Origin of the sequence: Thermobacillus composti KWC4, from assembly GCF_000227705.2 — a bacterium.
GTDB classification, from domain to species: Bacteria; Bacillota; Bacilli; order Paenibacillales; family Paenibacillaceae; genus Thermobacillus; species Thermobacillus xylanilyticus.
In genome coordinates this window covers 673,416-687,161 of the sequence record NC_019897.1, presented here as the reverse complement: position 1 = coordinate 687,161, position 13,746 = coordinate 673,416, and the positions used below count along the sequence as shown (strand labels likewise).

At 62.5% G+C, this 13,746-nt stretch carries 17 protein-coding genes; 5 read left to right on the top strand and 12 right to left on the bottom strand.

The window, feature by feature from the left end:
• Positions 1-46: 46 nt before the first annotated feature.
• From THECO_RS03195 to zwf, 5 genes are all read right to left on the bottom strand, one after another.
• Positions 47-1,354, bottom strand: coding sequence for a response regulator (locus THECO_RS03195; protein WP_015253631.1), 1,308 nt, complete (start codon positions 1,352-1,354; stop codon positions 47-49).
• 15 nt (positions 1,355-1,369) lie between these two features.
• A complete protein-coding gene (locus THECO_RS03190) occupies positions 1,370-3,001 on the bottom strand; it encodes a sensor histidine kinase (RefSeq protein WP_015253630.1) in 1,632 nt (543 codons plus the stop codon).
• 39 nt (positions 3,002-3,040) lie between these two features.
• On the bottom strand, positions 3,041-3,163 hold the full coding sequence (locus THECO_RS22465; protein WP_015253629.1) for a hypothetical protein: 123 nt from the start codon (positions 3,161-3,163) through the stop codon (positions 3,041-3,043).
• Positions 3,164-3,327: 164 nt separating this feature from the next.
• Positions 3,328-3,948: a cyclase family protein gene (locus THECO_RS03185; RefSeq protein WP_015253628.1), complete on the bottom strand. Its 621-nt coding sequence runs from the start codon at positions 3,946-3,948 to the stop codon at positions 3,328-3,330.
• Positions 3,949-3,991: 43 nt separating this feature from the next.
• A complete protein-coding gene (gene zwf / locus THECO_RS03180; protein ID WP_015253627.1) occupies positions 3,992-5,551 on the bottom strand; it encodes a glucose-6-phosphate dehydrogenase in 1,560 nt (519 codons plus the stop codon).
• A gap of 272 nt (positions 5,552-5,823) precedes the next feature.
• Here zwf and THECO_RS03175 point away from each other — a divergent pair, with 272 nt between their 5' ends.
• From THECO_RS03175 to mobB, 4 genes are all read left to right on the top strand, one after another.
• Positions 5,824-6,204, top strand: coding sequence for a hypothetical protein (locus THECO_RS03175; protein WP_015253626.1), 381 nt, complete (start codon positions 5,824-5,826; stop codon positions 6,202-6,204).
• 112 nt (positions 6,205-6,316) lie between these two features.
• On the top strand, positions 6,317-7,567 hold the full coding sequence (locus tag THECO_RS03170; protein ID WP_015253625.1) for a hypothetical protein: 1,251 nt from the start codon (positions 6,317-6,319) through the stop codon (positions 7,565-7,567).
• A gap of 222 nt (positions 7,568-7,789) precedes the next feature.
• Positions 7,790-7,981: a hypothetical protein gene (locus tag THECO_RS03165; protein ID WP_015253624.1), complete on the top strand. Its 192-nt coding sequence runs from the start codon at positions 7,790-7,792 to the stop codon at positions 7,979-7,981.
• Positions 7,982-8,024: 43 nt separating this feature from the next.
• Entirely contained in the window at positions 8,025-8,519 is a 495-nt protein-coding gene (gene mobB / locus THECO_RS03160) for a molybdopterin-guanine dinucleotide biosynthesis protein B (protein ID WP_015253623.1), read from the top strand.
• Between the two features lie 53 nt (positions 8,520-8,572).
• On the opposite strand, the gene THECO_RS03155 is transcribed toward mobB, so the two are convergent.
• The 6 genes from THECO_RS03155 to THECO_RS03130 all read right to left on the bottom strand — a co-directional run bounded on the left by THECO_RS03155 (position 8,573) and on the right by THECO_RS03130 (position 12,608).
• On the bottom strand, positions 8,573-9,223 hold the full coding sequence (locus THECO_RS03155; RefSeq protein WP_015253622.1) for a response regulator transcription factor: 651 nt from the start codon (positions 9,221-9,223) through the stop codon (positions 8,573-8,575).
• Between the two features lie 4 nt (positions 9,224-9,227).
• Positions 9,228-10,256: a sensor histidine kinase gene (locus tag THECO_RS03150; protein ID WP_015253621.1), complete on the bottom strand. Its 1,029-nt coding sequence runs from the start codon at positions 10,254-10,256 to the stop codon at positions 9,228-9,230.
• 166 nt (positions 10,257-10,422) lie between these two features.
• A complete protein-coding gene (locus tag THECO_RS03145; RefSeq protein ID WP_015253620.1) occupies positions 10,423-11,106 on the bottom strand; it encodes a PspA/IM30 family protein in 684 nt (227 codons plus the stop codon).
• Between the two features lie 2 nt (positions 11,107-11,108).
• On the bottom strand, positions 11,109-11,567 hold the full coding sequence (locus THECO_RS03140; RefSeq protein WP_015253619.1) for a PspC domain-containing protein: 459 nt from the start codon (positions 11,565-11,567) through the stop codon (positions 11,109-11,111).
• Positions 11,568-11,574: 7 nt separating this feature from the next.
• On the bottom strand, positions 11,575-12,234 hold the full coding sequence (locus tag THECO_RS03135) for a PspA/IM30 family protein (protein WP_015253618.1): 660 nt from the start codon (positions 12,232-12,234) through the stop codon (positions 11,575-11,577).
• 68 nt (positions 12,235-12,302) lie between these two features.
• Positions 12,303-12,608: a LiaF transmembrane domain-containing protein gene (locus tag THECO_RS03130; RefSeq protein WP_408646063.1), complete on the bottom strand. Its 306-nt coding sequence runs from the start codon at positions 12,606-12,608 to the stop codon at positions 12,303-12,305.
• Positions 12,609-12,829: 221 nt separating this feature from the next.
• On the opposite strand from THECO_RS03130, the gene THECO_RS03125 reads away from it, so the two are divergent.
• Positions 12,830-13,240 carry a hypothetical protein gene (locus tag THECO_RS03125; RefSeq protein ID WP_015253616.1) on the top strand — a complete coding sequence of 137 codons (411 nt, stop codon included), beginning with the start codon at positions 12,830-12,832 and terminating at the stop codon, positions 13,238-13,240.
• 42 nt (positions 13,241-13,282) lie between these two features.
• Here THECO_RS03125 and THECO_RS03120 read toward each other — a convergent pair whose 3' ends face one another.
• Entirely contained in the window at positions 13,283-13,606 is a 324-nt protein-coding gene (locus THECO_RS03120; RefSeq protein WP_015253615.1) for an MGMT family protein, read from the bottom strand.
• Between the last annotated feature and the right edge of the window lie 140 nt (positions 13,607-13,746).

Genomic DNA, 13,746 nt, shown 5'->3' with positions numbered 1-13,746 from the left:
GGGCGCGTGCGTTGAATGTGCGGTTCTATCGACATGATGGCTGATCTTACTTCTTTAGCTCGCTCGGGCTTAAGCCGAAATAATTCTTGAACATCTTGCTGAAATGCTCCGGCGACTCGTACCCGACTCTCTCCGCGATCTCGTAGCGCCGGAGGTCGGTGTTCAGCAGCAGCCGCCGGCTTTCCTCCATCCGCAGCTTGACGACGTACTCCCACAGATTGCAGCCCATGTACTTCTTGAACAGATAGCTCAGGTAGTTCGGGCTGACGTGGATCTGTTGCGCCACTTCGAGCAGGGTCAGCCCTTTTTTCGCGTAATGCTCGTCAATGTAGGCTTTCGCCGTCTCGACAATCCGGTTGTTCTGCACGCGCAGCTCTTCCTCGGTGGGATCTTCCCGAACCGGTCCCCGCTGCAGATCGCCGTAATAGAACACATGATGGTCGTCATGGCTGCGGTTCCATTCGATCGCCTTCCGGCTCTGTTCATTCAGCTCCGGCAAATACCGGAGCCCCGTCAGCACCTGGCTGATGCCGAGGGTACAGCCGATGCCCAGAACCTTGCGCAGGTTGTGATGCATGCTCCGCGCGAGCATCTCCATCTGATGGATCGGACTGACGGACGCTTCCTGATCCCGGGACAAATCCCATTGCAGCACGACGGTGATCTCGTCCCGTCCGGAGAAGAACGCATGATGCCGCCACTCGCCGTCGAGCAGCTCGCACACGATGTTGAGCGCGCCGTAGCGCAGCAGCTCCTTCTCCTTTCCGGCAAACGGACGGTCTTCGATCCCGAGCTGCAATTTGATTACGGAAAAATAAGGCCCGCGGACGTCGAGCCCGAGCGCTTCCAGCGATTCCGCATCCTGCGGCGCTCCCTCGAGCAGCCCCTTCAGCGCTTCGATCTGGCGGGGCTTAAGCTCCCGCATGCGGAACCGCTCGCGGACGGCTTCCGCCCCCTCGGCAAGGCCGGTCTCCTTCGGCTTCTCCGCCGTCAGCAGCACGTCCCGCACCCGGTCCAGGAACTGGCCGTGGTCGAGCGGCTTGATGAGATAGTCTTTCGCCCCGAGCCGGATCGCCATCTGCGCGTACTGGAACGACTCGTGCGCCGACACGACGAACGTCTGCACCCACGGCTTGAGCATTTTCGCCTGGTGCATCAGTTCGATGCCGCTCATTCCGGGCATCTGGATGTCGGTGATGATCAGATCGACGTCCTCCATCCGGACGTGGTCGAGCGCCTCATGGCCGCTCGTCGCCGTGACGATGTTTCGGATCGGCAGCCCGGAATCGGCGAGCAGACTGCGGATTCCCTGGCAGATGAGCGGTTCGTCGTCGACGATGAGCACGGTGTACACGGGCATTCCCCCTGTTCATTCATTCGGTTCCGGACCAATCGGCAGCACAAGCTTCGCCGCAAGTCCGCCGCCCTCGCGCTTCTCGTAGCTGAGCCCGTACGGCTCTCCGAAATGCAGCCGAATCCGCTGCTGAATGTTGCGGACGCCGTAGCCGCGGTCGGGATCGGTCTCTTCCCCGCTTACCAGGCGGCGCAGCAGCTCCAGATCGGCTTCCTTGTAGCCGTTGTCGGCGACGCGGATGACCGCATGACCGTCTTCGGTGCGGCCGATGATCGCGATCTCCCCTTCGTCCTCCATCGACTTGACCCCGTGGATGATGGCGTTCTCGATGAGCGGCTGCAGCGTGATCTTCGGAATCGGCGTCTGCAGCAGCGCCTCTTCCACGTCCCATTGCACGCGGAAGCCGTAATCGTAGCGCATTTTCTGCAGATTGACGTAGGCGCGGGCGTGCTCCAGCTCGTCCCGGAGCGGAATCAATTCCTTGCCGCAGCTCAGCGCGATGCGCATCAGCCGGGACAGCTCTTTGATCATCTGCGCCGATTCGGAATGGCCGTCGAGCGAACATTTCCAATAGATGCTTTCGAGCGTGTTGTAGAGCAGATGCGGATTGATCTGCTCGTAGAGCAGCTTGAGCTGCGCCTCGCGCTGCTTGATCTCCAGCTTGTATTGATTCTCGAACAGCGCGTTGAGGCGGGAAGCCATCGCGTGCACGGAGGACATCAGCACGCCGATTTCGTCATGGCGGCCCGTCTCGCGGTATGCCGGCAGCGATCCGCCGGGTTCGTATATCCGGACGAAGCCGACCAGCTTCTGCAGCGGCGTCATCAGCGAGCGCCAGAAATAGAACATGATCAGCATGACCGCGAAGGCAAGTCCGACCGTGATCGTCTGGAGCGCTTGCCTGAGCTCGGTCTGCTGGCTGAGCAGCGCCTCGACGGGCATGCGGTACACCAGCTTCTGCTGCCGGTATTCGTTATAGTGAACAACGTAAATGTGATCTTCGTGCACGACGCTGTATGTCCCTTGGTAGGACATCTTCTCCTTGCCCGGCACGTCGATTGTGTGCCCGATCGCGCCGTCGCCCGACGCCAGCACCTGATCGTCTTCGTTCGTGAAGAAGATTTCGCCTTCCGGCAATGTAACCGTATTCAAGGAATCGCGGACGATATGTTCGACGCCGGTCGCGACCAGGACGCCGATCGGCCGATCCGCCCGCTCGATGCTGTTCACCGCCCGCACATAGGCAAGGGTGGGCTGTTTCGAGACGGGGCCGTATGCGGCGAAAATTTTCAGGTATCCGGTCCCCTTTTTCTCCAGCGCTTCCGGGTACCAGTCCGGCATTTCCACGTCGCCGAAAAAATAAACCCCGCGCATCGACAGCTGCGTGCTCGGCGCGAACGAGAAGTAGCCGTCGGGATCATGCGCATAGAACGAGTAGTCGACCGCCCGCGATCCGCTCATCGCCGTGGAGTAGCTGGCCAGCAGTTCGTCAAGCGCCTCGAACTGCTTGATCCGCTCGTACGCCGAAAACTGCTCCGGATGGCCGAGCCGCTGCAGGACGGGGTTTTGCAGAATCGTCCGCGTGATCTTGTTGATCGCGTCGATATCCCGCTCGATGAGGCTGTAGTTCTGCTTGTTCAGCTCCACATAGGCGCTTGTGACGTTGTTCTTCAGAATCTGCTCGGCTTACCGGCCGCCGTACAGGTGCAGGGCAAAGACCGGAACCATGATGATGAGAAAGAGCAGCACGAGCTGCCGCTTCATGGTCAGCCGGGTCAGCGGATTGATGAGTCTGGGGCGCAATCGCACGGTTCAGCCCTCCCGATCATACATCCAATCTAGCAGATCACGTCGCGCGGGAGCGTGTCGTGAACTACCGATATCAGTTGCGATTTTACGGATTTTCGTCCGCACAGACAACAAGCGGGCCGCGAAACTGGTTCGCAGACCCGCTTATCCGGTTCATGCTATCCTCATCCGATCAGGAACGCCCGCGCCGGCGCCGCGTCGATGCCCGTCAGCTTGAGCGGCGCGATGACGAGCCAGTAGCTGCCCGGCTCGACGTGGCCGAGCCTCAGGCCTTCGACGATGACGATGTTGTTTCGGAGCAGCGGCCGGTGCGTCGTGTACTCCGGCTGCGCCCGCTCGATGCCGAGCGCGTCGGTGCCGACCAGCGTCACGCCGCGCTCGATCAGGTATTGCGCCCCGTCTTCGCGCAGGTAGACGAAGTCCATCAGGAACTCGTCCGTCAGCGAGCTTTTCGTCTTGAGCAGAATCCGCTCGCCGCGCTGGATGCCGTGAGGCAAGAGATCTTCCTTCGTGATCGCGTCATTCACATGCGTCAGGTCGAGCACGCGGGCCGGTCCGACGAGCTGCTCCAGCCCGATCGTCTCGATCGTTTCGCCCCCCGCCAGCATGTGCAGCGGCGCGTCGACGTGCGTGCCGCAGTGGACATCGATGTCGATGCGGCTCTCGTGCACCTTGCCCGTCTGATGATTGACCGTGTTGTAGATTTTCGGCCGTTTCTCGTCCTTGTTCTTGTATACCTGCATGCCTTCATGGATCGTCATCGAAATGTCGATGATCCGCTGCATGTCCGTCCCTCCGTTTCAGGCGCGCGGTTCCGGCACCGGCCCGTTATTTCGTATTGCTGATCCAGATGACGTTGTCTTCGTCCTGTCCGTTCACCGGCCACCAGTGATAGCCGTCTTCGGCGAGCAGCTCCGCGGCGCGCTCCGGCCCCCAGGAGCCGGCCGGGTAGAAGAGCAGCTCCGACTCCGGCAGGCGCCAGGCCTCGGCGATCGGGTCGACGAACGCCCAGGCATGGTCGACTTCGTCCCAGCGGGTGAAGTACGTCGAGTCGCCGCGGATCGCGTCGTAGAGCAGCGTCTCGTACGCTTCCGGCGTGTTGAGGCCGACCTGGCAGCTCTGGCAGAACTCCATCGCCACCGGTTGGATGTCCGCGTCGCTCCCCGGTTTTTTCGCGTTGATTTTGATGTAGATGCCTTCCATCGGATTGACGCGGATGACGAGCAGATTCGGCGCCAGCTCGTTCCGCGTGCGGAACAGCACGCCCGCCGGCGCGTTCTTGAACTCGATCACGACCTCGGTCGTCTTCACCGGCAGCCGCTTGCCCGTGCGGATGTAGAACGGCACGCCGGCCCAGCGGAAATTGTCGATGAACACCCGCGCCGCAAAATACGTTTCCGTCACCGATGCGGGATCGACCGAATCTTCTTCGCGGTACCCCTTCAGCGGCTTGCCCTTGAGCGTGCCCGCCGTGTATTGGCCGCGCACGACGTTCCGGTACACCTCTTCCGGGCTCCGGAACGGCCGCAGCGAGCGGAGCACCTTCACTTTCTCGTCGCGGATGTCCTCGGGATGCAGCCGGCTCGGCGGCTCCATCGCGATCATCGCCAGCATCTGGAGCATATGGTTCTGCGCCATGTCGCGCAGCGCGCCGGACTTGTCGTAATAGCCGCCGCGGTCCTCCACGCCGACCGTCTCGGCCAGCGAGATCTGGACGTTCGCGATATGCTTGTTGTTCCAGAGCGGCTCGAAGAACGCGTTGGCGAAGCGGATCACTTCGATGTTCTGCACCATTTCCTTGCCGAGGTAATGGTCGATCCGATAAATTTCCTCTTCCCGGAATACCTGCGTGATCTGCTCATTGAGCTCCCGCGCGGACTCGCGGTCATAGCCGAACGGCTTCTCGATGACGAGCCGATGCCAGCCGGCCGTCTCCAGCAGACCGCCTTCGCGCAGGTTGAACGACACCGGGCCGAACAGTTCGGGCGCCAGCGCCAGATAGAACAGCCGATTGCCCGGAATTTCGAATTGAGCTTCGAGCCGCTGCGTCAAAGCGACCAATTCGCGGAAACCTTCCAGGTTATGGATGTCCAGCGACATGTACACGAAGTGCTTCTCGAACCGGCTCCACAGTTCCTCGTCATCCGGTTTGTACCGGCAGAACTCCTGGATCGAGGCGAGCACGTCCGCGCGGAACTGTTCGTCCGTGCGCGGCCGGCGCGCCAGGCCGACGACGGCGAAATCTTCGGCCAGTTTTCCTTCCTTATATAAACTGAACAGGGCAGGGTAAAGCTTGCGTTTCGCAAGATCACCGGTTGCGCCGAACAGATAAATGACAGCGCCTTCCATTTTGGCCGCTTGCGGCCCCAGGTTCAATTGACCAGACATCGTTCCCCTCATTCTTTCCCGAATTGGATATGGTGGCTGCCTATGTTTTACATGCTATGTAGTGTATCACAATCACCTGCCGATCGCCATCTGACCCTTTATAAAAAAAATTGATAAACCTGATCATCAAAATGGGCCGACCGCCGCGTGCGAAAGCCGTTTCCGAATCCGCGCGGGTGGGCAAATGACGATGCGCATCCGCCCCCGGGTGAATATATTGAATCGGCAGCTGTCCCCCTGTGCCGATGTCGGACGGAAAGGAGGCGATGCGGATGGAACCGATTTTTCCGCTCACGGAAGAGCATCTTGACCGGTTCCGCGGACAACTGGTGTGCGTCGTCATGAAGGACGGCACGCGGCATGTCGGGATCTTGTGCCGCTGCCGCAACGGGCGGCTCGTCCTGAACGATGATGCGGGCGGCGATGGCCCCGATCTGCATGCCGATGCCGGCGGGAAGCGGCGCTCCCGGCGGCAGTCCGTGAGCCGGAAACGCAGCGGGAAGCCGGCGGGTGCCGCGCAGCCGGATGCGGCTTATGCGGCCGGCTTCGGAAGCGGCGGATGGGCAGGTCCGCCGTACGGTCCGTACGGGTTCTTCGGCCCGCGGCTGCTGCTGGATCTGGCGCTGATCGCGCTCGTGTTCCTGATCCTGTAGGTTTCCCTGATCCGCCTCGGGCGCATTCCTTCCCGGATGGACATCGGCCATACAAATCCTTACAATTAATGCAACAAGGCGCTCACATTGCGCCGACCGGGAGGGAACGCCGATGAAGGTCGAACCCGTCAGACTGCGCCGGACCTGGCCGATCGACAGCACCCTGCCGCCCGTCCGTCCCGCGGACGACGGCCGCAAGCCGCCCGGACGGCGGTTCGGGGGCGCGTCCGATCCGGCGGTCGAACGCAGGCGGGCCGCCGGGAGCGCGGCCGCATGGCTCGCGGCGGCCGGCCGCGCCCGGGATTCCGCCGGCCGGCTCGCCGATGCTTCGCTCTGGACACGCAGAAGCGTCTGGAGCAGCGATCCGGAGGCGGTCGCCGGACAAGCTCCGGACGACGCGCCGCTTGCCGCCTTTCGCCTCGAGATCGAGCGGACGGCCCGGGCGCAGCGGAACCTGGGCTTCGAGCTGGCGATGCACGGCGCGTCGGTCATCGAGCCCGGCCGGCATGCGTTCCGGCTGGCGTGCGCCGGGAAGTCTTGCGCGCTTGAAGTGGAGATCGAAGCGGGCGACACGAACTTGACGGCGCTCGCGCGGCTTGCGGGCGCGATCAACGACGCCGAAGCCGGCGTTCGGGCCGCGCGGCGGGAAGACCGAAAGCTCCGCCTCGTCTGGCTGGAAGTGACCGGCTCGGCGCCGGGCGCCCGCGGCGCGTTCGAGCTGGCGGATGTGGACGGCAGCGCCGTCAGCGCGTCCGGCATCGGCACGGCTTCGATCGCGGCGGAGGACGCCGTCTTTCGCGTGAACGGCGGGCCGGACCGGGTGTCGCCGGTGAACGAGACGGTCCTGGACCCCGGCCGGGTCCGGCTCGCATGGCGTGCTTCGGCAACCGGGACCTATGACGTTGCGGTCGGCTATGATGCGGACGCAATCGCCGCCGAGCTCCGGCAGGCCGTCGGCGACATCGATGCGCTGGCCGGCATCCACCGGACGAGCGCCGGCAGCCTCCACCCGTCGCTGCTCCGCGAGCTGGACGCGGCGATGACGACGGAGGCTGCGGAGCGGCTCGGCATCGCGCGCTCGGGCGACGGATGGGCGCTCGATGAGCGCCGCTTCCGCGACGCGATCCGGCACGATCCGGAGCGCGTGCGGCTGGAACTCGCCGGCCCCGACGGCTGGGCCGCCGGGGTCATCCGGACGATGGAACGGTTTCTCGTGATGCCCGCCGAAGCGCTGATCCACCCGGCGATGCGGGACGCCGGCACCTATGCGCCGGATCTGTCGGGCGGCACGCAGGTGCAGCCGGCGGCGCCCGCCTCCGGGTGGTATTTCGATTCGATGTATTATGTGCCGAATCGGCTGTAGCGTGCATACCACGTTACAGAGACACGCGGAGCCAGGCAGTAGCTTCTGTAACGTGCATACCACGTTACAGAGACACGCGGAGCCAGGCAGTAGCTGCTGTAACGTGGATACCACGTTACAGCGGCGCGCGGAGCCAGGCAGTAGCTGCTGTAACGTGCATACCACGTTACAGAGACAACGCGTCCGCCGGGTTGTGCTACAATGGCAATGGAGGTGAGCGCCGTGCGCAGACATATGCCGCGGATCCTCGTCATTCTGCTGCTGCTCGCCGCCGGCGGCGTTCTGGGCGGCAGCCTGCTCCGGAACACGCATCCGCGAGCGGAGATCATCGGCTGGAGCATCGGCCTGCTGTTCGCGTTTCTTGCCGCTTTTGCGGCGGCCCATGTCTTCTCGGGCGAACGGGACGAAGGATGACGCGTCTTATTAAGACACCCCGCGGAAAGGAAGTCGAACGGACATGACGGCCACCGAGCGCCCGATCCTGCAAATCGTCGGATACAAAAACAGCGGCAAAACAACTCTCCTCTGCGCGCTCGTCCGGAAATTCCGCGCCGAAGGCTTCACCGTCGCCGCCATCAAGCACGACGCCCACGACTTCGCATTCGACCGTCCGGGCACCGACACCTGGAAGATGGCGGAAGCCGGGGCCGGGTTCGTCGCCATCACCTCGCCGCACCGGACCGCGTGGACATCGAGCCGCCCCGCATCATTGGACGATTTGGCGGGTCAGGCCGCGCACGCCGACCTCGTGCTCGCCGAAGGCTTCAAGGACGCGCCGCACCCGAAGCTCGTCCTGCTGCGCGGCGAAGAAGATCTGCCGCTGCTCGGCCTGCCGAACGCGGCGGCCGCGATCGTGCCCGACGGCTGGATGCCGCGCGCAGCGGTCATGCCCGTCTTCTGCCGCGATGACGTCGACAGCATTTTCTCCTTCGTTCGGACCCTGCTGCCGTAAAAAATGAAAAAACCGCCCGCCGGCGGTTCATCATGCTCCTTATTCCATACCCTTCAGTCCGCAAGCCCCTGCTTGTGCGCGTAAATCGCGGCCTGCGTCCGGTCCTCCACGCCCAGTTTCGAGAAAATGTTCGTGATGTGATACTTCACCGTCTTCACGCCGATGAACAGCTTATCCGCAATCTCCTGATTGGACATGCCCTGGGCGAGCAGCTTGAGCACTTCCATCTCGCGTTCGGTGAGCGACTCGTGCGGCGCCGGCGCCGGCGCCCGCTGCGGCTGCCGGAACCGGTTCATCATTTTCGCCGCCACCTGCGACTCGAGCACCGACTGGCCCCTCGCCGCCGCCCGGATCGCCTCCGCGATTTCCGTCGCCCGCGACGTCTTCAGCAGATAGGAGAACGCACCCGCTTCGATAACCGGGTACATTTTGCTGTCGTCGATGTAGCTGGTCAGCACGATGACCTTGCATTCCGGCAGCATCTCCATCAGCCTGCGGGTTGTCTCGACGCCGTCCATGCCGTCCATGACGAGGTCCATGAGGACGACGTCCGGTTTGTACATCTGCGCGAGTCTGAGGCCCTCCTGGCCGTTCGAAGCTTCGCCGACGACCTCGATCCCTTCTTCCGTGTCCAGCACGGCCGCCAGGCCGATGCGCACCATCTCGTGATCGTCGACGAGCAGCACCTTGATCGGCTGATCCATCCCTTCATCCGTCCCTCTCTTCCATAAGTACCGGCACCCGGATATCGATTTCCGTTCCTTCGCCCGGCGCGGAACGGAGCGTCATCGTGCCGCCCATCTCGTACACGCGCTCCTCCATCGTGAGCAGCCCGTACGATGTCTGTTTTTTCGCTTCCATGTCGAATCCGACGCCGTCGTCCCGCATCAGCAGATGCAGCTGGCCTTGTTCCCGCCGCAGCGAAATGTCCATGCGCGAAGCTCTCGCGTGGCGCAGCGTGTTCGACAGCGCCTCCTGCACAATGCGGAACAGATGATCTTCCGCTTCCGGCAAAATCGCCAAATGCGGCTCCTGGTCGAGCGCGATCACCATGTTCGGCACCTTCTGCTGCAATTCCTCGACCAGCGCTTCGAGCGCCTGCGGCAGCCGCTTGCCGTCCAGATGGACCGGCCGAAGATGCAGCAGCAAGGCGCGCATCTCCGATTGCGCGACGGACGCCATCTCCTCGATCAGCTCCACCTGCCGCTTCGCCCGCTCGAAGTCTTTGTCCAGCGTCCGCTTCACCGCGGTGGCCGTCATCGAGATCGCGAACAGCTGCTGGCTGACCGCATCGTGAAGCTCGCGGGCGAGGCGCTGGCGCTCTTCGGTGATCGCCTTGAATTTCAGCTGCTCCTTGCGCATCCGCTCCTCGGGGTTCTCATCTTCCCCCGAAGCTTCACCGCCCTCGCCATCCGCGCCGGGAAGCGTCACCGGCCGGCGCTTGAGCTGCTGCTCCGCCAGCTTCATCAGCGTTTGCTTCAGCTTGACCCCCTGGAGGTAACTGTACAGGGCCGCCACGGCGAGACCGAGGCCGATGAGCGTCAGCACGAAGGCCGCCGTCTTCTCCTGCAGTTTGAAAATCTTCAAATATCCCGTGCCCTGCAGCACCAGCACCATGAGGCCGAGCAGCACGACGAGCCACAGCAGCGTCTCGGCCGCGTTGCGCTTCGGCTTCGCCTGATCCCGGGGTCTGCCCGGGCCGGCCGGTGCGCGTCCCGGCATTTTGTCCGCCGACATGCCGCCGCTCCTTCCAATGGCCGGCCGTAAGCCGGCCTCTCCTTCATTTTCATCGTAACAAGCGGAACCCGCTTCCGTAAAGCAGGTTCCGCTTCGCCAATCCTGTCCGCGCGGCATGCAGCCGCGGGCGCACCTTCCATGCGGTGCTCCGCGGCTGCCGTCAACCTTATTCGCCGGCGGACTGGTTCAGCTTGTTCTTGAGCGCCTGAAGCTGCGCTTCGACTTCAAGCTCCTTGCCCGGATCGAGCTTCGGCACCGCCGCCGCGGAGCTGTAGTAGCCCGGCGTGCGAAGCACTTCGGCTTCCGCCTCCATCTGCAGAATCTTCTCTTCCATCCGGGCGAACCCGCGCGCCGCGTTGCCGCTTTCGATCGAGTGCGTGTTCGTGATCTGCGCGAGCTGCTTTTGCGCTTTCGCCATTTGCGCCCGCGCCGCCAGTTCGTTCCGCTTGTTGCGCAGCTGATAGTACTCGTCTTTCATTTCACGCAGCTGCGCCTTCAGCGCTTCGGCCTGCTGCTCGGCCTGGGCGTGGAGATCGCTGTACTCCGCCGTTTTCTGATCGAAGTAGATTTTCTCCTCCAGCAGCTTGCGCGCCAGATCTTCGCGTCCGGTGCGGAGCGCTTGCTCGGCCTTCGCCTCGCGGTCGATCGCGTTGCGCGCCGCTTCCTCGAGGCGCTGCTTCATGCGGCGTTCATTGGCCATTTGCTTGGCCACCGTAACTTCCGCCTGATGAATTTCCGCTTCCATGTCGCGCAGATACTGGTTCAGCATGACGACCGGATCTTCCAGCTTGTCGAGCATCTCATGCAGGGACGCCTTCGTCATGTCTTTCAATCTTTTGAATACTCCCATGGTTATTCTCCTTTCTCGAGCTTTCGGATTTTGGCCTTGAGCTCTTCGATTTCTCTGCGAAGCGCCTTCTTCTCCAGATCTTCCATCATGGCGTCAAGATTGTCCGGGTTCGGAGGCGGCGTCTCATAATTCGGCCGGGGGCCGTATTCGGGACCGTGGTTGGGCGGATAGGAACCGTAACCGGGATTCCTCCAGCCGCCGTGGTGCGGATTGTAGTAGCCTCCGCCGCCCGGCGGATATCCGCCGTAACCGCCCGGACCGTAATAATTGTTGTAATGGGGCGGTTCCTTCGGGACGACAAGCGCCGCCAGAATGTAGATGAGGATGAAACCTCCGCTCGTGACGACGGCGAGCACGATTGCGACGATCCGAAGCAGCGTCGCGTCCACATTCATGGCCTCCGCCAGACCGCCGCACAGCCCGAACAATTTCTTGTCGCGTGAAGAGCGGTATATTTTCATCGCGGTATCAGCCTTCTTTCTCGAGCTTGCGTTTCAGTTGCTCCAATTCCGCTTCGACCAGTTCGGATGATCCTGTCGGGATGTAAGACTGCCCGGATCGGCGGATTTCACGCAGGCTGCGTGCTTCGAGCTCCATGTCGCTGATCCGGTCGTCGAGCCGCCGGAACATGGTGTCCGGGTGGCCCACCATCGAGCCGAACCGCTCGTTCATGCGCTGCTGCAGACGAAGCGACTCCATGCGCGCCACATAGTATTCGCGCTTGTCATAGACCGCCTGGTATTCGCTGCGCAGCTCCCGCAGCAGCGCCTCCAGTTCGGTCACGTTCGCCTGGCTGTTCTCGTAAAGTTCTTTATATTGCTGCGCGCGCTGCGCGTGATGCTGCTTCTCCGTCAGGGCGAGGCGGGCCAGATGTTCTTCCCCGGCCTTCAGCGCGGTGACCGCCTGCTGCTCGCGCTTCTCCGCCTGCTGTTCGGCTTGCAGCCATTGCGCCCGCAGGCTGCTCGCGTGAGCCGAATATTGCTGGTACAACCGTTCAGCCTGGATGATCTCTTCCCGCGTCGCCCACAGGAACTGATCGATCAGCCGCACCGGGTCTTCCGCCCGCTCCAGCCGTTCGTTCAGCGTCGCAACCGTAATGTCGCGCACGCGCTTGATCAGACTGCTCATCGCATGACCTCCGTTTCCGTTGGTATCGCTGTTGTTCTGTCGAATGTTTCAGTCGGATTTCAGTCGGATCAGAAGACCCTCCTGCTTTTGCCCTTGATCATCGAGATGCCGATCACGATGGCTGCAATCGCGAGAATCAGGAAGAGCAGGCCGGACAATTTGCCGAGGAGCATGATTGCGCCGACGGCGATGAGGATGGTCCCGATCCAGTGCTTGCCGTTCCTCAGTCCGACATATCCGAGACCGAGCAGCATGATGGGGAAGAGCCAGCCGAAGATCGGGCCGAGCGTGAAACCGAAAAATCTGAGCACGATCATTCCGCCGATAATGACGAGAATGACGCCGAGCGCCGTCTTGCTGTTCAAACCGTTCACCGCCTTTCCAACCGGGTTCGTTCCTTCTGTCTTTATTCTAGGTATAATCCGGATAACACAAAACGGACCGGGGGCGGTTTTTGGACCTGGACCCCGGTCGGGGAGAACCTTCGCTTGCAGACCGAGCCGGATTTTGCGGCATCGTCGGCACAGTTGCCGGCAGCGGGCCTCCGGAGTATGATATAAATATTTCCAGCCGTCATACTGGGGGTTATCACAATATGAAACGATTGCTGGCCTGCGCCGTCTCGTTTGCCCTGTTGCTCATCTGGATGGCGCTGAACGCCGGGGATGAACCTCGGCCCCATGCCGGGTTCTCCAACTTCTACGTCATCGGAACCGCCGCTTACCAGCTTTTTTTCTATTACTTCTTCATCGCTTTGCCCGTTTCGATGTGGGTGGACAGCATCCTGTATCGCAGATTCGCTTCCCGCAAGGCGCTCATGGTCATCCGCTTGATCGGCCATACTCTATCGGGGCTGGCCGTCGGCTGGCTGCTCTCCCACCCGCTTCGGGTGCCTCCCGAAGGCCGTCTGAGCTTCGCCGCCGTCCTGTGCCTGCTGATGCTCCTGATGCTCGCGGTCGACTTTCTGTTGTCCATTCGGATCAGGCGCAAACAGCGGCAAGTTTGACGCATCACCGGCCCCCGGGAAAAATCGCGCAACCACGCAGGTTCACCAACCGGCATCCCATTCCGGTTCATGCATAAACCGCGCCAGATCCACCCGTCCGCCCGCGTCCACGGCGACGCCTTCCCGCCGAAGAAGCTGCGCCTGCATCTCCCGGCCCGCCGCGTCCGGAATCGCGATCTCGCCCCTGGCGTTCACGACCCGGTGCCAGGGCAGCCGGTGCCTTTCGCTCATCGCGTGCAGAATGCGAACGACTTGCCGCGCGCCCCGCGGACTGCCGGCACGGCGGGCGATCTGGCCGTAAGTCATGACGCGGCCTTCCGGTATGCCCTGAATGAGCCGCACTACCCTCGCAGTGAATGGCGTCATCGTTCCCCCACGTCCAACGAATCTTTTGCCCAAAAGTATAGCACACCGGCCGGGACAAGTCCGCGTTCTCCCGCAGCCCGTCCGCGGTCCCGCCGGCAGCGGCCGAAAAAACGGCTCCTTCCGGGCGGAAGGAGCCTGAT